Below are 25,578 nucleotides of genomic sequence, written 5' to 3'. Positions count from 1 at the left end.
ATGAATAGAAAAGAAATATGCGTATGTGTACATGAAATAGATGAAAAAAAAGATGCACTTTGAAAAGGGATAAGGTATTATGATAAGGTATGAAAAAAGTACATATAAGGTATTAAGGAGGCACGATCAGTGGCTGATTGGTTAATTGGATTAATCATGGGTGCTGTTGAAGGATTAACGGAGTTTTTACCGGTATCATCAACAGGACATATGATTCTAACAGGGCATTTAATTGGATTTGAGGATGATAGAGCGAAAGTATTCGAGGTTGTCATCCAATTAGGATCAATTTTAGCGGTTGTCGTTGTATTTTGGAAACGTTTGTGGTCATTAGTTGGAATTGGAAAAGTAACGCAAGGGCCATCATTAAATTTATTACATATCATTATTGGTATGATTCCAGCAGGATTACTAGGTGTTTTATTTCATAGTAAAATTAAAGAAATTTTATTTGGACCAGGACCAGTTGTTATTAGTTTAGTTGCTGGTGGGATTTTAATGATTGTTGCTGAGAAGTTCTCAAGACCAAGTACAGCAAAAACATTAGATGAAATCACGTATAAACAAGCATTCACAATTGGAATGTTCCAATGTTTAGCATTGTGGCCAGGATTTTCACGTTCTGGATCTACAATAAGCGGTGGATTATTAGCTCGTGTATCTCATACAGCAGCAGCTGAATATACATTTATTTTAGCAGTACCGATGATGGTTGCTGCATCAGGTTTAGATTTAATTAAAAGCTGGAATTTACTAAGTGTGGCGGATTTACCTTTATTTGTAACTGGATTTGTGACAGCATTTGTTGTAGCGATGCTTGCGATTGTTTCATTCTTAAAATTATTGGCTCGTGTAAAGTTAACACCATTTGCATACTATCGTTTTATTTTAGCAGCGGTGTTTTACTTCTTCCTTATGTAATAAAAAAACTGCCATTTGGCAGTTTTTTTATTTTACTATTTTTTCAATCATATTTTCCATCACATGTTCCCAAAGGGACGTGTCCTCAGCTAATGTTGCACGGAAATTAGCGTACATTTCTTTTTGCTTTTCTTCAAATAGTGGGTCCTCTTTTTCTGGTAATGTAGCCCGCATAGAAGTTACTAACTCCTGTACTTTTGGAGCGCGTGGTCCCCAAACTGTTTGCTCGTTTCCTTCTCTATCAATAAAAATAAAGATTGGAATGGCACGTGCTGTTCCGTTCGTTAAGTATTGATCCATTAATTCTAGATTTTCATCCCGGATCAGTAATCGCATATCAATATTAGCAACTTCACAAATTCGTTTCATTACGGGTACACATAGGAGGGCATCACCGCACCAATCAGCTGATAATACAATAACACGCCATTCATCATTCTGACGCTCTTCCAAAACGGGAAGTAACTCGTTTGGAATTAAAAAATTATTATAAATGTGTAATAGTTCATATTGATTCACTTTCATTTCATTTACGTATGTATCAAAGGATATGCCTTTATCAGCCCATTGTTTTAATGTCATATGTAACACCTCTTTATTAATAGTTTGCTTTCATTGTATCAATTTTCGTCGAGAAAAGCTTGTAATCTTACTCTTTCTTTTTGTTATGACTGGATATAATCTATCTAAAAGAAAAAAGGGATAAGCAGTATGTGAAAAGTGAGTTCATAGAACTTAGAGTGTATGGAAAAATAAGGTGACAAAAAGTAAGATATAAGGTAAAATAATTAATAAAGTTTTTATTTAAGTAAATGAAATAAAAGGAGATGTAAATGGTGTCTCATAATCGTGAACAATTAATGGAGGACCTGTCTACAAACGTCTTTGCTATGTTTCGCTCATTGCGTAATGATATTGGAAAAATCTTTGGCGGTTATATACCATGGAATGAGTTTCTTGTACTTCGAATATTAAATCGTAATAATAAAGAGATGGTTTCACGCGTAGCTAATGAATTACATGTATCTAATAGCCATATTACAGCTGTTACGGAAAAGTTAATTAATAAAGGATTTGTGACACGTACACGCTCTACATCCGATCGACGTGTTGTATATTTAGAAATTACGGAGCAAGGAAAAGAGTTAGTTACAAAAATGGAAACTGCGAAAAAGCAGTATTTACAAGAAAGATTTTCGGCTCTATCTGAAGAAGATATGCACGTAATGATATCTATTTCGAAGAAGCTTATATAAAAAAGAAGATACTGAAAGAGAATTACCATTATTTGCTGTGATGTTACAGATAAGTATTTCCTGTAGATTCTATTTGTTCCTCTTAGAATCTTATGAACAGAAATGATGAAATAAATTACAGATACAAAAATCCTTCCCGAAATTGGGAAGGATTTTTGTATCTCGCTATTCGCAGATAGAAATCTCTTTACTTCACAATGCAGTGAAAAAAGTTAGGTGGAAGAGAAACTGTCTATAAAAGCTCAATTCAGTAAAGTGTCACTTCATCTTAAAAATGTGATGTGTATGATTAAAGCCAGAAAGACATACTATCAATAATGATCGATGAAAGGAGAGAGAAAAATGACAAATCGTAATGGTAGTCAAGGAAGTGGAAATCAAGGTTCACCGAAATCAGGACAATTCCAACAGGAATTTAGTTCAGAATTTGAAGCTGGTAATGATAATAAAGGAAAAGAATATCGTTCGAAAAAGGGAAGTAAATCAAAAAAGGAGTGAATATATTCACTCCTTTTTTATTAGCATTATATGTATGCGGGTCCCGTCTCCAATTTCGGTGAAAGCAAAGAAATGAGTTGGGAGATAATCTTGCTAAATTATATTTTAAAATAAGAAATAGACCATCTTGTCAGCACAAGATGGTCAGGGAAGGGGACAATTTATATCAATTTTAATTAGGGATGGAAAGCTGTTCAAGACACTGGGGAATGTCTCATTATTAGGGAGGAACAGCTTCGATAGATATAATATAAAAGATAGATGTGACTTCAATGTGAACTTGAAGTGAAAGGAAAGGGGATTTTAAAAAAGATGTTAAATTTTAGGAGAATGGTAGATAGAGAATAGAATAACAGTTATGATGAGAATATGCATGGGCTTTCCTGTATTGGAGAATCTGTAAAATGACATGGGAAGTGAAGAGATACTCGTTTTACTGCTCGTGAAAATAAAAGTTGAAATCTATAAAAAAAAGGATTATGCTCGACTATATTATGAGATTATAAAGATTTATTTGTTTTACTAGATTTTATCTTACATAATGAGGGATAGAAGCACTTTATTAAGGGAGTTAGTGATATGCAAGAAACAAAAAAACAAGGATTTTACAATCGTTTTATACGATTAAGTCCACCGCAAATTTTAGCAATGGGCTTTTTTTGTTTAATTGTTGTCGGAGGAGTGTTATTAAAACTACCGTTCGCAACAAAAGAATCGATTAGTTGGGTAGATGCCTTTTTTACGGCAACATCAGCAGCGACAGTGACTGGTTTAGGTGTTGTAGATACTTCAAGCACTTTTACAATGTTTGGTCAAATTGTTATTCTGTTTTTAATTCAAACAGGTGGTCTTGGATTAATGACAATTGCAATTTTAATTGTATGGGTACTAGGAAAAAAAATTGGTTTGCGTCATCGATTGCTAATTGGAGAAGCATTTAACCAAACGAATATTGGTGGTCTTGTAAAATTAGTGAAACGAGTTTTTATTTTTTCTATTTGTATTGAATTAGTAGGAATCGTTTTTTTATCCATTCGATTTATCCCGGAATTTGGTTTTGGTAAAGGTTTATATTATAGTATTTTTCATGTTATTGCCTCTTATAATAATGCAGGATTTGCACTATGGCCAGATAATTTAACAAGATATGTAGGAGATCCTATTATTAATATTGGGATTTGTTCTTTAATTGCTATAGGTGGTTTAGGTTTTACGGTGTTAATTGATATATGGTATAGCCGTAGTTTTAAGAAACTATCCCTTCATTCAAAAATTATGATTCTTGGAACAATCACACTTAATGTTATTGCAATGATTGTGATTTTTGTATTGGAGTATAATAATGTAAAAACATTAGGACCATTGTCTTTAGGTGACAAGTTATGGGCTTCGTTTTTTCAAGGAATTACACCGCGTACAGCAGGATTTAATACAATTGATTATGGAGGAATGGGAGAGCCAACCATATTGTTTACGATGATTTTAATGTTTATCGGTGCAGGAAGTGTTTCGACAGGTGGGGGAATTAAGTTAACCACATTTGTTATTTTAATTACATCGGTTCTTTCCTTTTTTAGAAAAAAGGAAGACTTTGTTTTATTTCATCGTACAATCAAAATGTCAACGGTAACAAGAGCATTAGCGATTGTGGTAGCTAGTCAAATTCTTATTTTTACAGCAGTATTTTTATTAATGCTTACAGAAAACTTTAGTTTTATTCAGCTATTATTTGAAACAATTTCAGCATTCGGTACGGTTGGATTGACGATGGGAATTACGGCTAAGTTATCAGCAATTGGAAAATGTATTATTATGTTTGTTATGTTTTGTGGACTAATCGGCCCGTTAACATTGGTGTTTTCTTTAGCGCGACCAGCAAAACAAAAAATTCGATATCCATCAGAAGATGTTTTCACAGGATAAGGTATCTCGCAAAAAGCGAGATACCTTTTTTCTTTAAAAAAGCGAGAAAAATAAACCGATGATTGCAGCGCGGAATATAATAGCAACAACTGCAGCAATGCCGCCTACAATAGCAGCGATGCTGCCAGTTACAGTAGCGCCACGATTATAAGCATAAATACCGAGTAAAACAGAAACAATGCCGAAGAGTGTCGGAAATGTAAAGAGTGATAATATAGCAAGTGCAAGAGCAATAAATCCTGCTGTGGATCCTGCTGTTTTTGATTTCACATCGTCCTTATCATCATAGTTGACTCGCTGAGGTGCAACTTCTGCTGCGTACTCTTCTTTATAATCGCCTTCGACTTTATGGTTGTCATCAAATTTATCAGTCAAGGTAATAGCTCCTTTCATAACAAGGTTCACTAAGTAGTATGTATATCTTTTTCTTTTTTATTCCGCCATTCATAGGTAGTAATATCCATAAAAAAGTGAGCTGAAGTAAAGAGTCTATAGAGAAACTGTTTGCAAAAGAAGAATGAAGGGAAATTCTTTTTAATGCCTAAGAGGAGAAGGTGGGGGATAAAAGTATTTCTTCTTGGATTGTAAAACTTGGTATGAGTTCCTCTATTTTGGAAAGTATAAAAAAGAATGATAAGGAAAGGGTGGTTGAAATGATGGAACATCCAATTGAAAATTTAATGAAAACGGCAATGACAAATTTAAAAGAAATGGTAGATGTAAACACAATTGTTGGAAGTCCGGTTTCGACAGCGGATGGAAATGTTGTTTTAACTGTTTCAAAAGTAGCTTTTGGTTTTGGCGCAGGGGGAAGTGATTTTATAGGAGAAATGTCTAACGGAAAAAACCATACAGGACAAGGCCAGCAAAAAGAAGTGAAACAAGAGCATCCGTTTGGAGGCGGAAGTGGTGCGGGAGTTTCAATCAACCCAGTAGCTTTTTTAGTAGTGGGATCTGGTGGTGTACAAGTGCTGCATTTACATAGTGGTACACATTTGATTGAAAAAGCTTTGAATATGGTACCAAATACTGTCGGTAAGTTTGTGAATGGCTATTAAAGAACCAACTTGCATTTTTTAGGAATTATGATATATTAGAAAAAGTGTGCTTAGGAACGATAAATATAATTGAAATGTAAATATATATGATTTATAAAATAAGGGAGAGGAAGTTATGATTAACATTAAGAATTTTGCGGTCGGCTTATGCATTTTAGTAAGCGGATTTGTTGTTTATGTAGTAAAAGAAAAAGCGCCATTTTAAAAACAGACAGATCATAATGTCTGTTTTTATTTTGTTAAAATACATATTGACGTATTTGTTATTACATGTTAAAATTTAATTTCGTGTCTCGGTTGCAGCTAGTATATATTGGATATTACTTATAAATACGACATGAAAAGTTTGCGGAAGATCGGGTAATTTTATCAACAACTTTTGTGAACAGACCCTAAAAATTGTATTTATAAGCTTATACACATACTAGTGTATCAAGGAGCGGTCAGAGGAACCGTATTGATGAGAGAGAGGTAGGGCTTTCATCCAGTATATGTTACTTTCCCGTTAAGTTAATATAAAAAAAGAGAAGTCTCCTTTTCATAAGGAGGCTTCTCTTTTTAGATAAGGCACACATAATAGACCCGTTATTTTTTACAGTCTGCTTTCAACTTTTTGACAAATTTCATCTGTTGTTAAGCCACTCGCCTTAATCACAGAACCTTTTGTAGATACATTGCTGATTCCCATTACATTAGAATCCTGCCCGGTTACGACGCAACAGTCGCATCCTTGTGCGTCATTTTCGGAGCGTAGTGTAATTACTTCATGTCCTTTTTGCTCTAAAGCTTGTTGAACATCTGTTAAAGAATCTTCCACACCAATTTTCGCCATAAATTTCACCTCCTACCATCTCTAGTAATATGCTCAAATTTTTAGCAGATATTTATATATTTGAGAAAAAGATGATAGGAAGATACAAATTCAAGGCAGGATTGCTGTTGTATTAGTCGTTATACACACCAGTGAGCATTTGACTTACAAATTGATCATTCAATTGATCTTGAGTAGAGTAATCACTGGATTGAACATCAATTGAGGCGATAAAGTTATTATGCTGTTTTTCATTGGGTTCTACCTCTACATAATTATTGAATTTACAGAATCCCTTTGTATCCATTAAGTCAAATAGTTGCAGCATCTCCACTACTTCTTGTCTCGTTCCTTTAATTTGTACACACGCCATATTATTTTCCTCCCTCATTTGACAAATTGTTTTTTAAAAATAGGATTATGACAACTACGTAAAAAATATGATTGTTATTTTTAGACAATATTGTTTTACTTATTTTCCCCCCTTTTCATCAAAAGTCGTTGTATATTCCCGAATATATGAAATGGGACGCTCGTTTATTGAATACAATAGATTCGCATTATTTGACAGAATTCCTTCTTTTAAACAAATATTTTTTAGAACGAAAAATGACGAAAAAAATTTTTTGACATTTTGTAAACGTTAACAATGTTGATAAATCAATACAATGAAAGATGTACGTATGATTAAAAATTATAAATTTTCTAAAAATTACCTTGATTTATTTGAAAAGGAGAGTAAACTAGGAAACAATAAAAAATTCATAGAACATAGGAGGCGCTTTTAAGTGAACGAGCAATGGATTTTCGTAAATGGAGAATTTGTGCCAAAAGATGAAGCTAAAGTTTCGGTATATGATCATGGTTACTTATATGGAGATGGGGTGTTTGAAGGAATTCGTGTTTATAGTGGAAATGTTTTCCGTCTCAAAGAACATCTTGTCCGTTTATATGAATCAGCAAAATCCATTATGTTAGAAATTCCATATACGTTAGAAGAAGTAACTAGTATTGTTGTTGAAACCATTCGTCAAAATAAGCTATCTAACGGATATATCCGTTTAGTCGTATCAAGAGGTGTAGGAAACCTTGGGTTGGACCCTGACTCTTGTTCGAAACCGAATGTAGTTGTAATCGCGGAACAGTTATCTCTATTTCCGGCGGAATATTATGAAAAAGGAATCCCGGTTGTAACAGTTGCGACACGTCGCAATCGACCAGATGTATTAACTCCGCAAGTGAAGTCCTTAAATTATTTAAATAATATTTTAGTTCGAATTGAAGCGAAACTTGCAGGTGTACAAGAAGCGCTTATGTTAAATGAACAAGGCTATGTAGCTGAAGGGTCTGGCGATAATGTGTTTATTGTAAAAGGAAATAAATTAATAACACCCCCAAGCTCTGCTGGGGCATTAGAAGGTATTACAAGAAATGCTATTTTAGAAATTGGCGAAAAACTTGGGTATGACGTAAGAGAAGAATTATTTACAAGACACGATGTATATGTAGCTGATGAGGTGTTTTTAACAGGAACTGCGGCTGAAGTAATTGCAGTAACAACAGTTGATGGAAGAACAATTGGTTCAGGAAAAACGGGCCTGCATACAAATCGCTTATTGGAAGAGTTTCGTAAGTTAGTTGTAGAAGATGGCGAGAAAATTTATGAAGAAAATAAAGTTGGATAATAAAAGTATAACGAACCATAAAGAATCGTTCGTTGCTATGAAATGATAAAGCGTTGATAGGGAGGAGTAGTTGATTGTGAAGCCTCACAGAGAGTCGGTGGTTGCTGGAAACCGATGGTTCACGTCGACGAACATCGCCCTTGAGTGCTAAGCTGAAGCGTTTGTCTAAGCTTAGACGGTAGCTCCGTTATTAGCTAGACTCATCCCTGAGTCATTGAGGCAAGATATATTCTTGCGAAGAAGGGTGGTACCACGAAATCTTTCGTCCCTTCAGCACATAGCTGGAGTGTGGACGTAGGATTTTTTTATTGTAAAAACAATTTTAAAGGAGGTCCGTAAGAGAAATGTCTTTAAAAACGGAGGAGAAAATGGCAACTGGTGCACAGCTGTTGTTAGAAGCGCTAGGAAGGGAAGAGGTTGAAGTTATTTTTGGTTATCCAGGTGGTGCAGTTCTGCCGCTTTATGATGCAATTTATGATTGTGAGATTCCACATATTTTAACAAGGCACGAACAAGGTGCAATTCACGCAGCTGAAGGATATGCACGAATTACAGGGAAACCGGGTGTTGTCATTGCAACAAGTGGTCCAGGTGCGACAAATGTTATCACTGGTCTTGCGGATGCGATGATCGATTCATTACCGCTTGTTGTTTTCACAGGGCAAGTCGCTACGACTTTAATCGGAAGTGATGCTTTTCAAGAAGCGGATATTATGGGGCTTACTATGCCGGTGACAAAACATAATTATCAGGTGCGACGGGCATCTGATTTACCACGGATTATTAAAGAAGCATTTCATATTGCAAAAACAGGGCGGCCGGGCCCAGTCGTTATTGATCTTCCAAAAAATATGGTAGTAGAACAAGGAGAGCGATGTAGCAACCCGCAAATGGATTTACCGGGGTATCAGCCAAATTATGAACCGAATCCATTACAAGTTAGCAAATTATTACAAGCAATTGCAAATGCAAACAAACCGCTCATTTTAGCTGGCGCTGGTGTATTACATGCGAAAGCTACACAAGAATTAACTGATTTTGCGCGAATGCACAGTATACCGGTTGTTCATACACTCCTTGGATTAGGAGGGTTTCCACCAGATGATGAATTGTTTCTAGGAATGGGAGGAATGCATGGTTCATATACAGCAAACATGGCTTTATATGAGTGTGATTTACTTATCAATATTGGTGCAAGATTTGATGACCGCCTTACAGGGAATTTAGCATATTTTGCGAAAGAGGCTGTTGTTGCACATATTGATATTGATCCAGCAGAAATTGGGAAAAATGTTCCGACAACAATTCCAATTGTAGCGAGTGCAAAGCAGGCACTAGAAGCGTTGTTAGATTCTAAAGAGAGAAAAGAAAATCATCAAGAATGGCTTTCACTTTTAAAAAGTAGAAAAGAACAATATCCGTTTTTTTATAAACAAGATTCAGAAAAAATTAAACCGCAAGCAGCAATTGATATGTTATATGAAATTACAAAAGGAAAAGCAATTATTACAACTGATGTTGGTCAGCATCAAATGTGGGCTGCGCAATACTATCCGCTGAAATCTCCAGATAAGTGGGTGACATCAGGAGGACTTGGTACGATGGGATTTGGGTTTCCAGCAGCAATCGGTGCGCAAATTGCTAAGCCAGAAGAATTGGTAGTAACAATTGTTGGGGATGCTGGTTTTCAAATGACATTACAAGAACTGAGTGTATTGAAGGAACACTCTTTACCAGTTAAAGTTTTGATTTTAAATAATGAAGCTTTAGGAATGGTAAGACAGTGGCAAGATGAGTTTTATAATCAAAGATATTCTCACTCATTACTTTCTTGTCAGCCAGACTTCGTAGCGCTTGCTCATGCATATGGCATAAAAGGGGTAAGAATTGAAGATCCGTTACTTGCAAAGAAGGAGTTACAAGCAGCAATTGAATTGCAAGAACCTGTAGTAATTGATTGCCGGGTACTTCAGTCTGAAAAAGTTATGCCGATGGTTGCTCCTGGAAAAGGGGTTCACCAAATGGAGGGGGTGGAAAAGAGATGAAAAGGATTGTTACAGCAACCGTTCGAAACCAGAGTGGCGTATTGAACCGAATTACAGGCGTCATGACGCGAAGACATTTTAATATTGAAAGTATCTCAGTTGGCCATACAGAATCATCTGATATTTCAAGGATGACATTTGTCGTACATGTTGAGAATGAACAGCAAGTTGAACAGCTAATTAAACAGCTTCATAAACAAATTGATGTACTCAAAGTGTCTGATATTACAGAAGAAGCTATGATCGCAAGAGAACTCGCTCTTATTAAAGTAGCAACATCAAGTGTATCAAGGGCGGAATTATACAGTTTAATCGAACCATTCCGAGCCACTGTAATAGATGTTGGTAAGGATTCCATAGTTGTGCAAGTAACAGGTACGCAAGAAAAAGTAGAGGCTTTAATTGAACTACTGCGACCATATGGTTTAAAAGAAATTGCAAGAACAGGTGTTACTGCTTTTACGCGTAGTATGAAAAAACAAGACAAACAAATTATGTTAATTCATTAATCATTTAAATATAGGGGGAAAAGAAAATGGCAAAAGTTTATTATGAAAAAGATGTGGCGGTAAATGTATTAAAGGGAAAGAAAGTAGCAATTGTTGGATATGGATCACAGGGGCATGCTCATGCACAAAACTTACGTGATAACGGTTTTGATGTGGTAGTTGGACTAAGGAGAGGAAAGTCATGGGAAAAAGCGAAAGAAGATGGTTTTTCCGTATATTCAGTGGCAGAGGCGACAAAGTTTGCTGATGTAGTCATGATTCTTCTACCTGATGAACTACAACCGGAAGTATATGAAGCAGAAATTGAACCGAATTTACAAGCTGGAAATTCACTGGTGTTTGCACATGGATTTAATGTTCATTTTAATCAAATTACACCACCTGAAGATGTAGATGTGTTTCTAGTAGCGCCGAAAGGACCAGGGCATTTAGTACGTCGTACTTTTGTCGAAGGCGGAGCAGTTCCAGCGTTATTTGCTGTATATCAAGACGCAACTGGAACGGCAACTGAAAAAGCGCTATCTTATGCAGATGGGATTGGAGCAACGAGGGCTGGAGTTTTAGAAACAACGTTTAAAGAAGAAACGGAAACGGATTTATTTGGGGAGCAAGCTGTTCTTTGCGGAGGAGTTACGGCACTTGTAAAAGCAGGATTTGAAACATTAGTCGATGCTGGCTATCAGCCGGAACTTGCCTATTTTGAATGTTTACATGAACTAAAGCTTATTGTTGATCTTATGTATGAAGGCGGACTTGAAAATATGAGATATTCCGTTTCTGATACAGCGCAGTGGGGAGATTTTGTATCCGGACCGCGTGTTGTAACAGAGCATACGAAGAAAGCAATGGCGGAAGTATTAAAGGAAATCCAAGATGGTACATTTGCAAGAGGATGGATTGCGGAGCATAAAGCAGGAAGACCACATTTCCATGCGACAAATGCACAGGAAAATGAACACCAAATTGAAGTTGTTGGACGTAAATTACGCGAGATGATGCCGTTTGTACAACCGAAAGTAAAAACGGGGGTTAAGTAATATGAAGCAGATTTTGTTCATGGATACGACGCTTCGTGACGGCGAACAATCACCCGGAGTCAATTTAAATGAACAAGAAAAGTTACAGATTGCTAGGCAGTTAGAAAAACTAGGAATAAATGTAATGGAAGCGGGGTTTGCAGCAGCTTCTGAAGGAGATTTTCGCTCTGTAAAACGCATCGCTGAAACCATTCAAAATGCTTCTATTATGAGTCTAGCCAGGGCAAAAGAAAGTGATATTCGTAAGGCATATGAAGCGGTAAAAGGTGCGGTGTCCCCACGTCTACATGTCTTCTTGGCAACGAGTGATATTCATATGAAATATAAGCTTTGTATGTCAAAAGAAGATGTATTAGATAATATTCGTCATTCTGTTATGTTAGGGAAATCGTTGTTTCCTACAGTGCAGTTTTCTGCAGAAGATGCAACGAGAACAGTAAAGCCTTTTTTAGCTGAAGCTGTAGAAGTTGCTATTCGTGCAGGAGCAGATGTCATTAATATTCCTGATACAGTGGGTTATACAAATCCAGAAGAATATTATTCTCTTTTTAAATATTTGCAAGAGTCTGTTCCTTCCTATGAAAAAGCAATTTTCTCTTGTCATTGTCACGACGATCTTGGCATGGCAGTGGCGAATTCATTAGCCGCTATTGAAGGCGGAGCACTGCAAGTAGAGGGGACGATTAATGGGATTGGAGAGCGTGCAGGGAATGCTGCTCTAGAAGAAGTAGCAGTAGCTTTGCATATTCGAAGAGATTATTACGAAGCGCAGTCTTCTATGACATTGAAAGAGATTAAAGCAACAAGTACATTAGTTAGTCGTTTAACTGGAATGGTCGTACCGAAAAATAAAGCGATTGTTGGAGCGAATGCATTTGCTCATGAATCGGGAATTCATCAAGATGGTGTTTTAAAAGAAGTAACAACATATGAAATCATTGAACCAGAACTTATCGGAGAATCACAAAATCTATTTGTTCTTGGAAAACATTCTGGTCGTCATGCATTTACTGAAAAAATGAAAGAACTAGGTTATGAATTTACTGAAGAAGAGCGGGATATAGCATTTAGGGCATTTAAAAGGCTGGCAGATCGTAAAAAAGAGATTACAGAAGAAGATTTACGTGCACTTATGCTTGGAGAAGCGGCATTCTCAACACAGCAGTATACGATTAAACAATTGCAGGTACATTTTGTATCAAACAGTACACAATGTGCAACAGTTGTACTAAAAGATGAGAAAGATAACGTGTATGAGGATGCAGCAACTGGTGCAGGTAGTATTGAAGCAATTTATAATGCAATTCAAAGAATCATAGGAATTGAGTGTGAGTTAGCTGATTATCGCATCCAATCTATTACGCAAGGTCAAGATGCACTTGCTCATGTTCATGTGGAACTAAAAGAAGGATCTCATCAAGTTTCGGGATTTGGTGTTGCGCAAGATGTATTAGAAGCATCAGCTAGAGCTTATGTACATGCTGCTGGAAAATTAAAGGGATTGTTAACGCTTGTAAAGTAACGATTTGATAAGTGAGGGAGGGAGGGATTCCCTTACTTATCAAATTTATATTCTGAAAATTCAAATAAATAAAAGGGGTGTTTATAACATGGAAAAACGTATCGTTTGTTTAGCAGGTGACGGTGTTGGACCGGAAATTATGGAGAGCGCTAAAGAAGTATTACACATGATCGAAAGGTTATATGGCCATCGCTTTTATTTACAAGATGAACAGTTTGGCGGGGCGGCCATTGATTCGTTTGGGCAACCGTTACCACCGAGAACACTTGCAGCATGTTTAGCGAGTGATGCAGTGTTACTCGGCTCAGTTGGTGGACCTAGGTGGGATGAAGCGAAAGAACGACCAGAAAAAGGATTACTTGCTCTTCGAAAAGGACTTGGGGTATTTGCAAATGTTCGTCCTGTTGCTGTAGATGCGGCAACTTCTCACTTATCTCCATTAAAGGCGGCAGATGAAGTTGATTTTGTTGTCGTTCGTGAACTAACAGGTGGGATTTATTTTTCTTTCCCAAAAGAAAGATCAGAAGAAGCAGCAACAGATACACTAACTTATCATCGTCATGAAATTGAACGTATTGTTTCTTATGCTTTTCAACTTGCAAGTAAACGGCGTAAAAAAGTCACTTCGATTGATAAAGCAAATGTTTTAGAGTCAAGTAAACTATGGAGATCTGTTACAGAAGAAGTAGCCATTCGTTATTCAGAGGTGGAGCTCGAGCATGTTTTAGTAGATGCAGCGGCGATGGAGTTGATTCGTAATCCAGGCCGGTTTGATGTCATTGTAACCGAAAATTTATTTGGTGATATTTTGAGTGATGAAGCTTCTGTATTAGCAGGATCATTAGGAATGCTTCCATCGGCAAGTCATGCGGAGAATGGTCCGTCATTGTATGAACCAATTCACGGATCAGCACCAGATATTGCAGGGAAAAATAAAGTAAATCCAATCGCAATGATGCGTTCGGTCGCGATGATGCTTGGACAGTCATTTGAATTAACAAGAGAAGGAGAGGCGATTGAAGCTGCGATTACTGCAGTTCTTCAATCAGGGAAATATACAGCTGATATAGGTGGAAATGAAACAACAACTTCGTTTACAAAGGCTGTACTTCAAGAAATGGAAGAACAAGCGCTAGTTGGGAGAGGGAGATAATGGGGAAAAGATTACTAGATAAGTTGTGGGAAAGACACGTTGTTGCGACAAATGAAAATGGATTAGATTTATTATATATTGATCTCCATCTCGTACATGAAGTAACATCACCGCAAGCCTTTGAAGGATTACGGCTTGCCAATCGAACTGTTAGAAGGGCGGATTTAACATTTGCAACAATGGATCATAATATTCCAACAAAGGATGTTTGGAATATTACAGATCGCATTGCGAAGCAACAATTAGATACACTTCGTAATAATTGTAAACAATTCAATGTTCCATTAGCGGATATTGGTGATGAAGCGCAAGGTATTGTTCACGTTATTGGTCCAGAGCTCGGACTGACGCAGCCAGGAAAGACAATTGTATGTGGTGATAGTCATACGGCAACTCACGGAGCGTTTGGAGCGTTAGCGTTTGGAATAGGTACAAGTGAGGTGGAACATGTACTAGCTTCTCAAACATTGTGGCAACGAAAACCAAAAGCAATGGGAATTGAATTAAAAGGGAAATTGCCAAAAGGAGTATATGCAAAAGACATTATTTTGCACCTTCTTGCTACATATGGGGTAGCGGTTGGAACCGGATATGTCATGGAGTTTTACGGAGAAGCAATTGCAGATATGGAAATGGAAGAACGGATGACACTTTGTAATATGGCAATTGAAGGTGGAGCAAAGGCAGGGATTATTGCACCGGATAAAAAAACATTTGCTTATGTAAAAGGACGCGTGCATGCGCCGAAAGAGTTTGAACTTGCAGTAGCAAAGTGGAGTGAACTTTATACAGATTCAGATGCAATTTATGATATGTGTTTTTCGATAGATGTTACAAAACTAGCACCTTATGTAACGTGGGGAACGAATCCGAGTATGGGGATTCGTATTGATGAACAGTTACCAGAACAAAATGATAAAAATGATGAAAGAGCGTTTGCATATATGGGACTTAAACCAAGACAAAGTGCATTTGAAATTCCAATTAGGCACGTTTTTATTGGTTCTTGTACCAATTCTCGTTTATCAGACTTAGAAATTGCCGCAGCTGTTGTAAAAGGAAAAAAAGTAAAAGAAGGGGTGCGAGCGCTTGTTGTACCAGGGTCAAGGCAAGTGAGGGAAGCAGCGATGAAAAAAGGTCTGCATCGTATATTTGAAGAAGCTGGATTTGAATGGAGAGAACCTGGATGTTCTATGTGTCTTGGAATGAATCCAGATCAAGTGCCTGAAGGAGAACATTGTGCATCCACTTCTAATCGTAACTTTGAAGGAAGACAAGGAAAAGGGGCCAGAACACATCTGGTAAGTCCAGCGATGGCAGCTGCAGCTGCATTATATGGTCATTTCGTTGATGTAAGAAAGGAGAGTTATGATGGAGCCATTTCGTATTCATAAAGGTACTGTTGCTGTATTAATGAATGATAATATTGACACAGATCAAATCATTCCAAAGCAATATTTAAAGAGGATAGAAAGAACAGGATTTGGACAGTTTTTATTTGATGAATGGCGCTATAACAATGAGCGTCAAGAAAATCTCGATTTTCCACTAAATGCACCAGAGCGAAAAGGAGCTAGCATACTGGTTACGGGGGATAATTTTGGTTGTGGCTCTTCAAGAGAACATGCGCCATGGGCACTTGCTGATTATGGTTTTCGGGTCATTATTGCAGGAGGGTTTGCGGATATTTTTTATATGAATTGTATGAAGAATGGTATGCTTCCAATTGTTATGGAAAAAGAAATGCGTGAAGAGCTTGCATCCATTGATCCGAGAACTGTAATAGAAGTTGATCTCGAGAACGAGATCATTACAACACCAGAGAATCGTTTTTATTTTACAATTGAGAATATGTGGAAAGAAAAATTATTAAAAGGTTTAGATGAGATTGGAATTACGATGCAATATGAACAACAAATTCAAGAATACGAACAAAAAATAGCTCACTATATTTTTTAGTGAGCTATAATTAAAAAAATGAATATAAAGTTAGAATTGTATTTACTTTCTGAATTTATTGTTATATACTATGTGAAAACAAGAGGAGAAAGGGAGTAAGGATAATGATTACAGTACAATCTATGAATATGCTTACACAACTACATCATCATACATAAAACCCTTGAACCTAGCGTGAACAACGTGTAGGTACAGGGGTTATTCCCGTTGTACCTACACTCTATGAAAGAGCCTTGTAGGTATTTTTTCTACAAGGCTCTTTTTATGTTGTTCCTGATTGCTATGGTGGGCATACATTAGAAAGGAAAGGGAGTGTGGAGTTGTATGACGAAATGGAAACGAGCAAATCCAAATGGAACAAGGGATTATGTATTTGAAGAATGTACATTGATTGAAGAAGCTGAACAAAGGTTAAGACGTACTTTTTTAGAAAGAGGATATGAGGAGATTAGAACACCTACGATTGAATTTTATGATGTGTTTTCGTTTCAAAACCGTCCGATAGATGAGGAGAAAATGTATAAATTTTTTGATCAGCAAGGACGTATTATCGTTTTGCGTCCGGATATGACGATTCCTTTAGCGAGGGTAATTGGAATGCATGGTGGAGATTCTCCTGTGAAAGTAACATATAGCGGGAATGTGTTTCGAGCAAATGAATCACTTTCTGGAAAATATAATGAGATCATTCAAACGGGGATTGAAATTATTGGAATTGATAATATACGGGCTGAAATAGAATGTGTTGTAAGTGTGATTCAAGCACTTCAAGGGGGAGGTGTACATTCTTTTACAATTGAAGTAGGTCAAGTTCAGTTATATAAGTGCATTGTCAAAAAACTTTCGCTTAAGGAAGAAGAAGAAATGTTATTACGCACGTATATCGAAAGTAAAAACTATGCAGCGTTATCAAGTTTTTTACAAGATAAAAATTTAGATCGAAGTGACGAAACAGTACGGTTACTTGAGAAGTTACCAAGATTATTTGGAAAGCTGGAGGTAATTGAGGAGGCAGAAAAACTTGCTTCTAATGATGAAATGAGGCAAGCAATTGCACGGGTAAAAGAAATCTATCAAACGATCGAGAAGTTAGGCTATGGATCATATATATCAATTGATTTAGGGATGATTCAACATTTGCATTATTATACAGGGGTTATTTTTAAGGGGTATATATATGAGGTTGGAGAAGAAATTGTTAGTGGGGGAAGATATGATGAATTAATTGGGAATTTTGGCGAGTCTAGGCCAGCTGTTGGATTAGCTATACAAGTAAATCAAATTGTTAGGGCACTGCAAGAACAACAAGAATCATTCAAGCGAAAGCATTTAGACGTGATGATCCATTATACATTGGAACGATTAGCAGAAGCGGAAAGACTATGTAATTTACTTCAAAAAGACGGGTGGAAAGTGGAATTATCTTTATTTGATAGTTTGCAAGACACCTTTCAATTTGCAAGAAAGAATGGAATTACAACCGTGATTGAAGTGGCAGGAGAATCATTAGTGGAATATGTTTGGAAAGAAAAATGGATGATGCAGAAAGAAGGGGAAACTTCATGCGTAACATTCAAATTGCGTTAACAAAGGGACGATTGGAGAAGCATGTCATTCCGCTTTTCGAGAAAATTGGGATTGATTGTTCGGAAATTATGGATAAAGGAAGAAAACTTGTGTTCCAAAGTGCGAATACCAATATTTCATTTATTCTAGTTAAAGCGGTTGATGTTGCAACTTACGTAGAACACGGTGTTGCAGATATAGGTGTTGTTGGAAAAGATATTTTAATGGAATATGAGAAAGATATATATGAAATGGTAGATTTGAGGGTAGGATGTTGTAAGTTTTGTATTGCATCAATTCCGACATATAATCGGGAAGGTTATCGGAAAAAGAGAATTGCTACAAAGTATCCGCATATTACTTCTAAGTATTTTCGTGATAGGGGTGAAGATGTAGAAATTATAAAAATAGAAGGTTCTGTAGAAATTGCCCCGCTCCTTGGGCTAGCAGATGCAATAGTTGATATTGTGGAAACTGGAAAAACATTGCAAGAAAATGGCTTAATTGTATTTGAAGAAATGTGCTCGATATCCGCTCGAATGATTGTAAATAAAGCTGCTTTAAAAACTAAAAAAGACGAAATATTCAGTATTATAAATAGAATGGAGTGTATCATTGCTGAAGGAAAATAAAGGAGGAGCATAATGGAGATTATGTATGAAGATTTTACAGAAGCATTATCTAGAATCAAGTTGCTAAGAGAGCACGCTAATATAATAGAAGAAACTGTTCAATTACGTGTAAGAGAAATTGTTCAAAAAGTGAGAGAAAGAAGAGATGAAGCACTATTTTCTTATACAAAATCATTCGATGGTATTGAGATAGAAGAGTTTCGTGTGACAAACGAAGAAATAGAAAATGCAAGTAAAGATGTATCGGTTGTATTTCTAGAGGCGTTACAAGAAGCAAAAAAAAATATCATATCATACCATGAAAAACAAACAAGGCAGTCTATTTTTGATTGTGAAAAAGAAGGAATTATTCGCGGGCAGCTCATTCGGCCGCTAGAAACAGTTGGTGTATATGTACCAGGAGGAACAGCATCATATCCCTCATCGGTACTCATGAATGTATTGCCAGCTAAAATTGCGGGTGTTCAGAAAGTGGTAATGGTAACACCACCAGGAAGGAGCGGGATAGATCCTCATATTTTAGTAGCTGCACAACTTGCTGGTGTCGATGAAATTTATACAGTAGGTGGCGCACAAGCAATTGCAGCTTTAGCATATGGAACAGAATCGATTCCTAAAGTGGATAAAATTGTTGGGCCGGGAAATGTATATGTTGCTCTTGCAAAGCGAGAAGTATACGGGGTAGTGAATATTGACATGATTGCTGGTCCATCAGAAATTGTGGTAATTGCAGATGAAACAGGGAATGCATCATTTATTGCAGCTGATTTATTATCACAAGCGGAACATGATATAAGAGCAACTGCGATTTGTATTACAACAAATGCAGCGCTGGCAAAAGAAATAGAAAGAGAAATAGAAGTACAGCTTGCTACATTGCCAAGGAGCGAAATTGCTCGTGAATCCATTAAACGAAATGGAGCAATCTTTGTTGTACCTTCGTTAGAAGATGCATTTCAATTATCGAATGAAATAGCACCGGAGCATTTAGAATTACATATAAATGATCCGATAAATGCCTTAGCGTATGTGCAGCATGCAGGTTCTATCTTCATTGGTCCATATGCACCAGAACCACTTGGAGATTATTTTGCAGGGCCGAATCATGTATTGCCGACGAGTGGAACAGCACGTTTCTTTTCACCGTTATCAGTGGATGATTTTGTGAAAAAATCAAGTTTTGTCTCCTATACGAAAGAAGCTTTAAAAAGTGTACAGCATCATATTATAAATCTTGCAGATAAAGAAGGATTACATGCGCATGCTAGAGCCATTCAAATTCGATTTGAGGAGGAAAAATAATGCGTCAGGCAAGTCAAGAGCGGGGAACGACAGAAACAAAAATTAAACTGAGTTTACAACTAGACGAAAGTGCAAATGTCTCTATTCAAACGGGCGTCGGATTTTTTGATCATATGCTAACTTTGTTTGCAAGACATGGTCGATTTGGATTGCAAATTGTAGCTGAGGGAGATGTATTTGTTGATGCTCATCATACTGTTGAAGATGTTGGAATTGTACTTGGAAATTGCTTGAAAGAAGCATTACAAAATAAAGAGGGGATTAACCGCTATGGTGCAGCATATGTACCAATGGATGAGTCATTAGGCTTTGTGGCAATTGATATAAGCGGGAGGTCTTATCTTGTATTTCAAGGTGAGCTGACAAATCCGAAATTAGGAGATTTTGATACGGAGTTAACAGAAGAGTTTTTTAGGGCGGTTGCTCATGCTGCAAATATTACCTTGCATGCACGTATCTTATATGGTAGTAATACACATCACAAAATTGAAGCGTTGTTTAAAGCGTTTGGACGTGCGCTTCGAGAAGCTGTAGATAAAAATGAAAACATTGTTGGGGTAAATTCCACGAAAGGAATGTTGTAATTGATTGCAATTATAGATTATGGGATGGGGAATATTCGCAGCGTGGAACAAGCATTAACATGTATCGGAGCAGAATATACTGTGACGGATAATGAAAAGAAAATATTGGAAAGTGACGGTGTGATTTTACCAGGAGTAGGCGCTTTCCCAAAAGCGATGGAAGCTTTAGAGGAAAAAAATCTCGTTTTCGTACTGCAAGAGTTTGGGAAATCAGGAAAGCCGTTGCTTGGTATATGTTTAGGAATGCAGCTTTTATTTGAGGAAAGCGAGGAAATCAGGAATTCGATAGGACTTGGTTTGTTGCCAGGTAGTATCCGAAAATTAAAAGTTCCTTATAAAATACCGCATATGGGCTGGAATCAATTAAAGAAAAAACGGGAAATCCCGTTGTGGAATGAAGTGGCAGACAATTCATTTGTATATTATGTTCACTCTTATTATGCAGATTGTCCAAGAGATCTTGTCTGCGGGAGTAGTAAATATGGAATTGAAATTCCAGGGTTTGTTGCAAAAGGGAATATATTCGGAGCGCAGTTTCATCCTGAAAAAAGTGGTGAAATTGGAATACAGATGCTAAGAAATTTTAAAGGAGTGGTAGAGTTATGGAAATCTTCCCAGCAATCGATTTAAAAGAAGGGCGATGTGTTCGGCTTTATCAAGGAGAGTTTAACAAAGAAACAGTGATGAATGAAAATCCAGTTGACCAGGCAGCACGATTTGAAAAACTAGGAGCAAGAATGTTACACATTGTCGATTTAGATGGGGCGATCGCTGGGCAGTCGGTAAACTTGTCTGTCATTGCAGATATATGTAAGACCGTTCGTATTCCAGTGCAAGTTGGAGGGGGAGTACGATCTCTTTCGGCAGTTGAAATGTTGTTGTCAGTAGGAGTAGAAAAAGTTATTTTAGGAACAGCTGCTTTGTATGACCGTTCATTTTTAGAAGAAGCAGTTCATTTATATAGAGAGAATATTATTGTTGGTATTGATGCAAAAAATGGCTATGTTGCAACGAGAGGCTGGCTTGATGTGTCTGAAATTTCTTACATTGAACTTGCGAAACAAATGGAGAGTGTAGGTGTACAAACGATTATCTTTACAGATATTTCGAAAGATGGGACACTTCTAGGACCGAATTTTGAACAATTACAGTTACTACAAGAAGCAGTGTCACTTCGTATTGTTGCTTCAGGCGGGGTGTCTTCACTGCAAGATGTGAAAAAGCTGAATGATATGAATGTATACGGTGTAATCATTGGGAAGGCGCTGTATGAAAAAGCAATTGATTTAGAAGAAGCGTTGCAGGTAACAAAGTTATGTTAGCAAAGCGAATTATTCCTTGTTTAGATGTAAAGGCTGGCCGGGTTGTAAAAGGTGTGAATTTTGTGGGGTTACAAGATGTCGGGGATCCTGTTGAAATAGCTGCTTTGTATAATCAAGCGGGGGCAGATGAAATTGTTTTTTTAGATATTACAGCGACGCATGAAGGCAGAAAAACGATTGTGAACGTTGTAGAGGAGACGGCATCAAAAGTATTTATTCCGCTTACAGTTGGGGGCGGTATTTCGACTGTTCAAGATATGTATAAATTGTTAAGAGCAGGTGCCGATAAAGTTTCGCTTAACTCAGCTGCGGTGCGAAATCCAAGGTTAATCGGGGAAGGTGCTGAACATTTTGGCTCACAATGTATTGTGGTAGCAATTGATGCAAGGAGAGTGAAAGAAAACAAGTGGAATGTATATGTAAATGGAGGTAGGGTTGATACAGGAATCGATGTGATAGAGTGGGCAAGGCGAGTTGTTCAGTTAGGCGCAGGTGAAATTTTGCTGACAAGCATGGATGCAGATGGAACGAAGGATGGTTATGATCTTCGTTTGACAGAAGTGATTTCCCAAAATGTCTCTGTACCAATCATTGCTTCGGGAGGATGTGGAAATGCTGAGCATATTGTAGAAGTGTTTCAAAAAACATCTGCAAATGCGGCCTTGGCAGCATCAATTTTTCATTACGGTGAATCTACTGTACAGGAAGTGAAGCAACAATTACGAAAGGCAAACATTGAGGTGAGATTATGAGACCTGATTTTTCCAAAGGATTGTTACCAGCTGTTGTGGTAGAAGAAGATACTAAAGTAATTTTAATGTTAGCTTATATGGATGAGGAAGCATATGAAAAGACGTTAGAAACAAAAAAGACATGGTTTTATTCCCGCTCAAGGCAATCGTTATGGAATAAAGGGGAAACATCTGGTCATGTTCAATACGTTCAATCTCTTTATTTAGATTGTGATCAAGATGCAATTGTAATTGTTGTAAAGCAAATAGGACCAGCGTGTCATACAGGTGAGAAAACGTGTTTTCATCACAAAATTATATAGGGGGATTAGATGATGGAAGATGTATTAAAATCTTTGTTTGAAACAATCGGTGAGCGGAAAGTAAGTCCAGTGCCTGAATCATATACAAATTATTTATTTACAAAAGGCGAGGATAAAATTTTGAAGAAAATAGGAGAGGAATGTACAGAGGTTGTAATCGCTGCAAAAAATGATAATAAAGAAGAACTTGTAAAAGAAATGGTCGATGTCTTCTATCACTGCTTTGTTTTACTAGCCGCAAAAAATATTTCGTTAGAAGATGTGTTAAAAGAAGTGAAAGAAAGAGAAGGTAAGCTATCGAGAACAGGAGAGCGTAAGGAAATTGATACATTATAAGGGGGAGAGATGATGAAAGTGGATTATCACCTTCATTTGGAAGAAGGTCCATATTCAATAGGTTGGCTAGGGAGAATAAATGAAGCGTTAGAATATTATCAACCGCTTAAAGAAGAAAAACATTCGATTAAATGGCTTATGAAAACACAAGAGCGTTTGCAAAAGCGAGTGCAGGAAGGGCCGTTTACAGTGGAATGGCTTGATTTATATTTAGAAGAAGCATTGCGAAAAGGAATAAAAGAAGTGGGGATTGTTGATCATCTCTATCGCTTCTATGAAGCAAAGAAGTATTACGAAAAATACGTAGACATTAGTGAGTCAAAGCTAGGTCGTTTGCAAAAAGAATGGTTAGATCAAGTGCGAGTCGCATCGATTTATGAATTTACAAAGGTAATTCAAGAAGCGAAGGCGCGTTGGAAAAAGCGTGGTGTAGCGCTGCGGCTCGGAATCGAAGCAGATTACTTTATTGGTGGGGAACGAGAATTAGAAGAATTATTAGCATTAGGGGATTGGGATTATGTCATTGGATCTGTTCACTTTATAGATGGCTGGGGATTTGATAATCCAGATACGAAAGAATATTTTGAGAATCACAGCCTGCATACATTGTATGATACATTTTTTGCAACCGTCGAAAAAGCTGTTCGTTCTAGCTTGTTTGATATTGTAGCACATCTCGATAATATAAAAGTATTTAATTATCGATTAGATGAAAATGAGCAGCTTCCATATTATAAAAAAATTGCAAGAGCGTTACTTGAAACAGATACAGCTACGGAAGTGAATGCAGGATTATATTATCGTTACCCTGTGCGTGAGATGTGTCCAAGTCCTCTTTATTTACAAGTTCTAGCGCAGCATCAAGTGCCGATTACTCTCTCGTCAGATGCTCACTATCCAAATGACTTAGGAAGATATATTGCGGAAAATGTGAAAGTATTACGTAATCATGGTATTTCTCATGTTGCTACATTTACGAAACGTGTAAGACAAATGCAGGTGCTTGAAGAGGAATCGGTAACTATTTCAAAGTAAAAGATGATTTTGTGATGAAAACCTTTCTTTTTGCTCAGAATAAGAAAGAATGATAAAGGAGGGTTTTAAATGGAAAAACAACAAAATAAGCAGAAAGCGAAAGTGACAACTCAAAGTTATGCTTCCCAAATGAACGAGGAAGTCGACTCTATTGTACAAGAGCAAATAAGTGATACAGTAGTAGAAGGTACAATTGATGCAAAACTTGAGAAACAATCGAATGAAGCGCCATAAATAAAGAGGAGAGAGATTTATCTCCTCTTTATTTATGGGAAGAAGTGTCGATTTTCAAAACTCTAATCAAATTACTTGGCTTTTTTGATATAGATTTTTTACAATAAAATATAAGGGAATTCTCATTTTTAAATAGAAGAGGTGCTTATAGTGGCGAAAATATTAGTAGCAGGAAAAATTCCAGAAATCGGATTACGATTATTACAAAATCATGATGTAGAAATGTATGACAAAGAAGAATTAATTTGTGTAGAAGAATTGATAGAACGTGTAAAGGGAAAAGATGCACTGCTAAGTTTACTTTCTACTAAGGTAACAAAAGAGGTCATTGATGCAGCACCAGATTTAAAAATCGTTGCTAACTATGGTGCAGGCTACGATAACATTGATTACACATATGCAACAGAGAAGGGAATTGCTGTTACAAATACACCAAAAGTGTCCACAGAAGCAACAGCAGAATTAACATTTGCTCTTCTTTTAGCAGCGGCAAGAAGAATTCCAGAAGGGGATATTGTATGTCGGACGACCGGATTTAATGGGTGGGCACCGTTATTTTTCCTTGGACGAGAAGTATATGGGAAAACAATCGGAGTAATTGGCCTTGGAGAAATTGGAAAAGCAGTTACAAAACGTGCAAAGGCATTTGGTATGAATATTATTTATACAGGGCCAAATCGCAAACGAGAAGCAGAGCAGGAGTTAGGAGTAACGTACGTAACGTTAGAAGAACTATTGCAAACAGCGGACTTTATTACAATTAACTGTGCATATAGCCCAAGTTTACATCATATGATTGATGAAGAACAATTTAAAATGATGAAGAAAACAGCTTATATCGTAAATGCAGCACGCGGTCCAATTATGAATGAGTTAGCGCTTGCTCATGCGTTAGAAACCAATGAAATTGAAGGTGCAGCCCTCGATGTATTTGAATTTGAGCCGAAAATTACAGAGCAATTAAAAGGATTGAAAAACGTTGTTCTTACTCCTCATGTTGGTAATGCGACGTTTGAAACACGTGATGCGATGGCTGAAATGGCAGTGCGAAACATTTTAGCGGCACTAGAAGGAGAAGAACCGTTAACACCTGTAAATCCAAAAGTATTGGTAACAAAATAAGAAGAAGCCTTCCC

30 protein-coding genes and 1 other annotated feature are annotated in these 25,578 nt (G+C 36.9%); of the genes, 26 read left to right on the top strand and 4 right to left on the bottom strand.

The genetic code is table 11. The features are described 5' to 3' along the window. The first annotated feature begins 129 nt into the window (after nucleotides 1-129). Complete coding sequence (bacA, locus tag ACIQ7L_RS04290; RefSeq protein WP_400566929.1) at nucleotides 130-921, top strand: undecaprenyl-diphosphate phosphatase; 792 nt, start codon at nucleotides 130-132, stop codon at nucleotides 919-921. Between the two features lie 27 nt (nucleotides 922-948). Here bacA and ACIQ7L_RS04285 read toward each other — a convergent pair whose 3' ends face one another. Continuing rightward, on the bottom strand, nucleotides 949-1,503 hold the full coding sequence (locus tag ACIQ7L_RS04285; protein WP_400566928.1) for a thioredoxin family protein: 555 nt from the start codon (nucleotides 1,501-1,503) through the stop codon (nucleotides 949-951). 254 nt (nucleotides 1,504-1,757) lie between these two features. Between ACIQ7L_RS04285 and ACIQ7L_RS04280 the strand changes: the two genes are divergently transcribed. The 3 genes from ACIQ7L_RS04280 (at nucleotide 1,758) to ACIQ7L_RS04270 (ending at nucleotide 4,598) form a co-directional block, all read left to right on the top strand. Further along, entirely contained in the window at nucleotides 1,758-2,177 is a 420-nt protein-coding gene (locus tag ACIQ7L_RS04280; protein ID WP_400566925.1) for a MarR family winged helix-turn-helix transcriptional regulator, read from the top strand. 342 nt (nucleotides 2,178-2,519) lie between these two features. Then, complete coding sequence (locus ACIQ7L_RS04275) at nucleotides 2,520-2,675, top strand: imidazoleglycerol-phosphate dehydratase (RefSeq protein WP_097895422.1); 156 nt, start codon at nucleotides 2,520-2,522, stop codon at nucleotides 2,673-2,675. Between the two features lie 579 nt (nucleotides 2,676-3,254). Then, entirely contained in the window at nucleotides 3,255-4,598 is a 1,344-nt protein-coding gene (locus tag ACIQ7L_RS04270) for a TrkH family potassium uptake protein (protein WP_400566922.1), read from the top strand. 33 nt (nucleotides 4,599-4,631) lie between these two features. Here the strand turns inward: ACIQ7L_RS04270 and ACIQ7L_RS04265 are convergent, their stop codons facing one another. Continuing rightward, complete coding sequence (locus ACIQ7L_RS04265; protein ID WP_097897349.1) at nucleotides 4,632-4,991, bottom strand: imidazole glycerol phosphate synthase; 360 nt, start codon at nucleotides 4,989-4,991, stop codon at nucleotides 4,632-4,634. 203 nt (nucleotides 4,992-5,194) lie between these two features. On the opposite strand from ACIQ7L_RS04265, the gene ytfJ reads away from it, so the two are divergent. Both ytfJ and ACIQ7L_RS04255 read left to right on the top strand, forming a co-directional pair. Further along, on the top strand, nucleotides 5,195-5,656 hold the full coding sequence (gene ytfJ, locus ACIQ7L_RS04260; RefSeq protein ID WP_400567143.1) for a GerW family sporulation protein: 462 nt from the start codon (nucleotides 5,195-5,197) through the stop codon (nucleotides 5,654-5,656). Between the two features lie 115 nt (nucleotides 5,657-5,771). Then, on the top strand, nucleotides 5,772-5,861 hold the full coding sequence (locus ACIQ7L_RS04255; protein ID WP_400566918.1) for a phosphoribosyl-ATP pyrophosphatase: 90 nt from the start codon (nucleotides 5,772-5,774) through the stop codon (nucleotides 5,859-5,861). 387 nt (nucleotides 5,862-6,248) lie between these two features. Here ACIQ7L_RS04255 and ACIQ7L_RS04250 read toward each other — a convergent pair whose 3' ends face one another. Further along, on the bottom strand, nucleotides 6,249-6,488 hold the full coding sequence (locus tag ACIQ7L_RS04250; RefSeq protein ID WP_400566915.1) for a YkuS family protein: 240 nt from the start codon (nucleotides 6,486-6,488) through the stop codon (nucleotides 6,249-6,251). Between the two features lie 112 nt (nucleotides 6,489-6,600). Then, complete coding sequence (locus ACIQ7L_RS04245) at nucleotides 6,601-6,840, bottom strand: DUF3911 family protein (protein ID WP_400566913.1); 240 nt, start codon at nucleotides 6,838-6,840, stop codon at nucleotides 6,601-6,603. A gap of 415 nt (nucleotides 6,841-7,255) precedes the next feature. On the opposite strand from ACIQ7L_RS04245, the gene ilvE reads away from it, so the two are divergent. The 20 genes from ilvE (at nucleotide 7,256) to ACIQ7L_RS04145 (ending at nucleotide 25,564) form a co-directional block, all read left to right on the top strand. Continuing rightward, nucleotides 7,256-8,152 (top strand): branched-chain-amino-acid transaminase, encoded by an 897-nt coding sequence (ilvE, locus tag ACIQ7L_RS04240; RefSeq protein ID WP_400566911.1) that lies wholly within the window; start codon nucleotides 7,256-7,258, stop codon nucleotides 8,150-8,152. A gap of 44 nt (nucleotides 8,153-8,196) precedes the next feature. Further along, nucleotides 8,197-8,425: a binding site (T-box leader), on the top strand. Between the two features lie 71 nt (nucleotides 8,426-8,496). Then, nucleotides 8,497-10,197 carry an acetolactate synthase large subunit gene (ilvB, locus tag ACIQ7L_RS04235; protein WP_400566909.1) on the top strand — a complete coding sequence of 567 codons (1,701 nt, stop codon included), beginning with the start codon at nucleotides 8,497-8,499 and terminating at the stop codon, nucleotides 10,195-10,197. After that, nucleotides 10,194-10,706 carry an acetolactate synthase small subunit gene (ilvN, locus tag ACIQ7L_RS04230; RefSeq protein WP_097897331.1) on the top strand — a complete coding sequence of 171 codons (513 nt, stop codon included), beginning with the start codon at nucleotides 10,194-10,196 and terminating at the stop codon, nucleotides 10,704-10,706. The genes ilvB and ilvN overlap by 4 nt, the downstream gene beginning before the upstream one ends. A gap of 26 nt (nucleotides 10,707-10,732) precedes the next feature. Further along, nucleotides 10,733-11,743: a ketol-acid reductoisomerase gene (gene ilvC / locus ACIQ7L_RS04225; RefSeq protein WP_400566907.1), complete on the top strand. Its 1,011-nt coding sequence runs from the start codon at nucleotides 10,733-10,735 to the stop codon at nucleotides 11,741-11,743. A 1-nt stretch (nucleotide 11,744) separates the two neighbouring features. Beyond that, complete coding sequence (locus ACIQ7L_RS04220; protein WP_400566904.1) at nucleotides 11,745-13,265, top strand: 2-isopropylmalate synthase; 1,521 nt, start codon at nucleotides 11,745-11,747, stop codon at nucleotides 13,263-13,265. 88 nt (nucleotides 13,266-13,353) lie between these two features. Beyond that, on the top strand, nucleotides 13,354-14,418 hold the full coding sequence (leuB, locus tag ACIQ7L_RS04215) for a 3-isopropylmalate dehydrogenase (RefSeq protein WP_400566903.1): 1,065 nt from the start codon (nucleotides 13,354-13,356) through the stop codon (nucleotides 14,416-14,418). Beyond that, the gene (gene leuC / locus ACIQ7L_RS04210; RefSeq protein ID WP_400566900.1) at nucleotides 14,418-15,812 is read left to right on the top strand and encodes a 3-isopropylmalate dehydratase large subunit; all 1,395 of its coding nucleotides are present in this window, start codon (nucleotides 14,418-14,420) and stop codon (nucleotides 15,810-15,812) included. The genes leuB and leuC overlap by 1 nt, the downstream gene beginning before the upstream one ends. Then, on the top strand, nucleotides 15,790-16,377 hold the full coding sequence (gene leuD, locus ACIQ7L_RS04205) for a 3-isopropylmalate dehydratase small subunit (protein WP_400566897.1): 588 nt from the start codon (nucleotides 15,790-15,792) through the stop codon (nucleotides 16,375-16,377). Before leuC ends, leuD begins: the two co-directional genes overlap by 23 nt. Before the next feature lie 324 nt (nucleotides 16,378-16,701). Further along, the gene (locus ACIQ7L_RS04200; RefSeq protein ID WP_400566894.1) at nucleotides 16,702-17,964 is read left to right on the top strand and encodes an ATP phosphoribosyltransferase regulatory subunit; all 1,263 of its coding nucleotides are present in this window, start codon (nucleotides 16,702-16,704) and stop codon (nucleotides 17,962-17,964) included. Further along, nucleotides 17,940-18,575 (top strand): ATP phosphoribosyltransferase, encoded by a 636-nt coding sequence (gene hisG, locus ACIQ7L_RS04195; protein WP_400566893.1) that lies wholly within the window; start codon nucleotides 17,940-17,942, stop codon nucleotides 18,573-18,575. Before ACIQ7L_RS04200 ends, hisG begins: the two co-directional genes overlap by 25 nt. Nucleotides 18,576-18,587: 12 nt before the next feature. Next, the gene (gene hisD, locus ACIQ7L_RS04190) at nucleotides 18,588-19,877 is read left to right on the top strand and encodes a histidinol dehydrogenase (protein ID WP_400566890.1); all 1,290 of its coding nucleotides are present in this window, start codon (nucleotides 18,588-18,590) and stop codon (nucleotides 19,875-19,877) included. Next, on the top strand, nucleotides 19,877-20,461 hold the full coding sequence (gene hisB / locus ACIQ7L_RS04185) for an imidazoleglycerol-phosphate dehydratase HisB (RefSeq protein WP_400566887.1): 585 nt from the start codon (nucleotides 19,877-19,879) through the stop codon (nucleotides 20,459-20,461). The genes hisD and hisB overlap by 1 nt, the downstream gene beginning before the upstream one ends. After that, nucleotides 20,462-21,091, top strand: coding sequence for an imidazole glycerol phosphate synthase subunit HisH (hisH, locus tag ACIQ7L_RS04180; protein ID WP_400566885.1), 630 nt, complete (start codon nucleotides 20,462-20,464; stop codon nucleotides 21,089-21,091). It begins immediately after the preceding gene. Next, nucleotides 21,064-21,783: a 1-(5-phosphoribosyl)-5-[(5-phosphoribosylamino)methylideneamino]imidazole-4-carboxamide isomerase gene (hisA, locus tag ACIQ7L_RS04175; protein ID WP_400566884.1), complete on the top strand. Its 720-nt coding sequence runs from the start codon at nucleotides 21,064-21,066 to the stop codon at nucleotides 21,781-21,783. Before hisH ends, hisA begins: the two co-directional genes overlap by 28 nt. Continuing rightward, the gene (hisF, locus tag ACIQ7L_RS04170; RefSeq protein ID WP_097897319.1) at nucleotides 21,777-22,535 is read left to right on the top strand and encodes an imidazole glycerol phosphate synthase subunit HisF; all 759 of its coding nucleotides are present in this window, start codon (nucleotides 21,777-21,779) and stop codon (nucleotides 22,533-22,535) included. The genes hisA and hisF overlap by 7 nt, the downstream gene beginning before the upstream one ends. Continuing rightward, nucleotides 22,532-22,837 (top strand): phosphoribosyl-AMP cyclohydrolase, encoded by a 306-nt coding sequence (gene hisI / locus ACIQ7L_RS04165; RefSeq protein ID WP_097897318.1) that lies wholly within the window; start codon nucleotides 22,532-22,534, stop codon nucleotides 22,835-22,837. The genes hisF and hisI overlap by 4 nt, the downstream gene beginning before the upstream one ends. A 12-nt stretch (nucleotides 22,838-22,849) precedes the next feature. Next, entirely contained in the window at nucleotides 22,850-23,173 is a 324-nt protein-coding gene (gene hisE, locus ACIQ7L_RS04160; protein ID WP_097897317.1) for a phosphoribosyl-ATP diphosphatase, read from the top strand. 12 nt (nucleotides 23,174-23,185) lie between these two features. Beyond that, the gene (locus ACIQ7L_RS04155) at nucleotides 23,186-24,208 is read left to right on the top strand and encodes a histidinol phosphate phosphatase domain-containing protein (RefSeq protein ID WP_400566881.1); all 1,023 of its coding nucleotides are present in this window, start codon (nucleotides 23,186-23,188) and stop codon (nucleotides 24,206-24,208) included. Nucleotides 24,209-24,277: 69 nt separating this feature from the next. Next, nucleotides 24,278-24,442: a DUF4025 domain-containing protein gene (locus ACIQ7L_RS04150; protein WP_400566878.1), complete on the top strand. Its 165-nt coding sequence runs from the start codon at nucleotides 24,278-24,280 to the stop codon at nucleotides 24,440-24,442. Nucleotides 24,443-24,592: 150 nt separating this feature from the next. After that, nucleotides 24,593-25,564 carry a 2-hydroxyacid dehydrogenase family protein gene (locus tag ACIQ7L_RS04145; RefSeq protein WP_400566876.1) on the top strand — a complete coding sequence of 324 codons (972 nt, stop codon included), beginning with the start codon at nucleotides 24,593-24,595 and terminating at the stop codon, nucleotides 25,562-25,564. Nucleotides 25,565-25,578: the final 14 nt, after the last annotated feature.

This window comes from Bacillus sp. NPDC094106 (genome assembly GCF_044764345.1).
Classification (GTDB): Bacteria; Bacillota; Bacilli; order Bacillales; family Bacillaceae_G; genus Bacillus_A.
This window is presented reverse-complemented; position numbering and strand designations above follow the sequence as displayed.

Excerpts from the sequence above, each read along its gene's own strand:
- hisG (WP_400566893.1), top strand. The coding sequence starts at position 17,940 with ATGCGTAACATTCAAATTGCGTTAACAAAGGGACGATTGGAGAAGCAT.
- hisD (WP_400566890.1), top strand. The coding sequence starts at position 18,588 with ATGGAGATTATGTATGAAGATTTTACAGAAGCATTATCTAGAATCAAG.
- hisF (WP_097897319.1), top strand. The coding sequence starts at position 21,777 with ATGTTAGCAAAGCGAATTATTCCTTGTTTAGATGTAAAGGCTGGCCGG.
- hisE (WP_097897317.1), top strand. The coding sequence starts at position 22,850 with ATGGAAGATGTATTAAAATCTTTGTTTGAAACAATCGGTGAGCGGAAA.
- hisI (WP_097897318.1), top strand. The coding sequence starts at position 22,532 with ATGAGACCTGATTTTTCCAAAGGATTGTTACCAGCTGTTGTGGTAGAA.
- ACIQ7L_RS04265 (WP_097897349.1), bottom strand. The coding sequence starts at position 4,991 with ATGAAAGGAGCTATTACCTTGACTGATAAATTTGATGACAACCATAAA.
- ilvB (WP_400566909.1), top strand. The coding sequence starts at position 8,497 with ATGTCTTTAAAAACGGAGGAGAAAATGGCAACTGGTGCACAGCTGTTG.
- ilvC (WP_400566907.1), top strand. The coding sequence starts at position 10,733 with ATGGCAAAAGTTTATTATGAAAAAGATGTGGCGGTAAATGTATTAAAG.
- ytfJ (WP_400567143.1), top strand. The coding sequence starts at position 5,195 with ATGAGTTCCTCTATTTTGGAAAGTATAAAAAAGAATGATAAGGAAAGG.
- ACIQ7L_RS04275 (WP_097895422.1), top strand. The coding sequence starts at position 2,520 with ATGACAAATCGTAATGGTAGTCAAGGAAGTGGAAATCAAGGTTCACCG.
- ACIQ7L_RS04285 (WP_400566928.1), bottom strand. The coding sequence starts at position 1,503 with ATGACATTAAAACAATGGGCTGATAAAGGCATATCCTTTGATACATAC.
- ACIQ7L_RS04250 (WP_400566915.1), bottom strand. The coding sequence starts at position 6,488 with ATGGCGAAAATTGGTGTGGAAGATTCTTTAACAGATGTTCAACAAGCT.
- ACIQ7L_RS04155 (WP_400566881.1), top strand. The coding sequence starts at position 23,186 with ATGAAAGTGGATTATCACCTTCATTTGGAAGAAGGTCCATATTCAATA.
- ACIQ7L_RS04255 (WP_400566918.1), top strand. The coding sequence starts at position 5,772 with ATGATTAACATTAAGAATTTTGCGGTCGGCTTATGCATTTTAGTAAGC.
- hisB (WP_400566887.1), top strand. The coding sequence starts at position 19,877 with ATGCGTCAGGCAAGTCAAGAGCGGGGAACGACAGAAACAAAAATTAAA.
- ACIQ7L_RS04270 (WP_400566922.1), top strand. The coding sequence starts at position 3,255 with ATGCAAGAAACAAAAAAACAAGGATTTTACAATCGTTTTATACGATTA.
- ACIQ7L_RS04150 (WP_400566878.1), top strand. The coding sequence starts at position 24,278 with ATGGAAAAACAACAAAATAAGCAGAAAGCGAAAGTGACAACTCAAAGT.
- leuB (WP_400566903.1), top strand. The coding sequence starts at position 13,354 with ATGGAAAAACGTATCGTTTGTTTAGCAGGTGACGGTGTTGGACCGGAA.
- leuD (WP_400566897.1), top strand. The coding sequence starts at position 15,790 with ATGGAGCCATTTCGTATTCATAAAGGTACTGTTGCTGTATTAATGAAT.
- ACIQ7L_RS04200 (WP_400566894.1), top strand. The coding sequence starts at position 16,702 with ATGACGAAATGGAAACGAGCAAATCCAAATGGAACAAGGGATTATGTA.
- ilvN (WP_097897331.1), top strand. The coding sequence starts at position 10,194 with ATGAAAAGGATTGTTACAGCAACCGTTCGAAACCAGAGTGGCGTATTG.
- ACIQ7L_RS04245 (WP_400566913.1), bottom strand. The coding sequence starts at position 6,840 with ATGGCGTGTGTACAAATTAAAGGAACGAGACAAGAAGTAGTGGAGATG.
- ACIQ7L_RS04220 (WP_400566904.1), top strand. The coding sequence starts at position 11,745 with ATGAAGCAGATTTTGTTCATGGATACGACGCTTCGTGACGGCGAACAA.
- hisA (WP_400566884.1), top strand. The coding sequence starts at position 21,064 with ATGGAAATCTTCCCAGCAATCGATTTAAAAGAAGGGCGATGTGTTCGG.
- leuC (WP_400566900.1), top strand. The coding sequence starts at position 14,418 with ATGGGGAAAAGATTACTAGATAAGTTGTGGGAAAGACACGTTGTTGCG.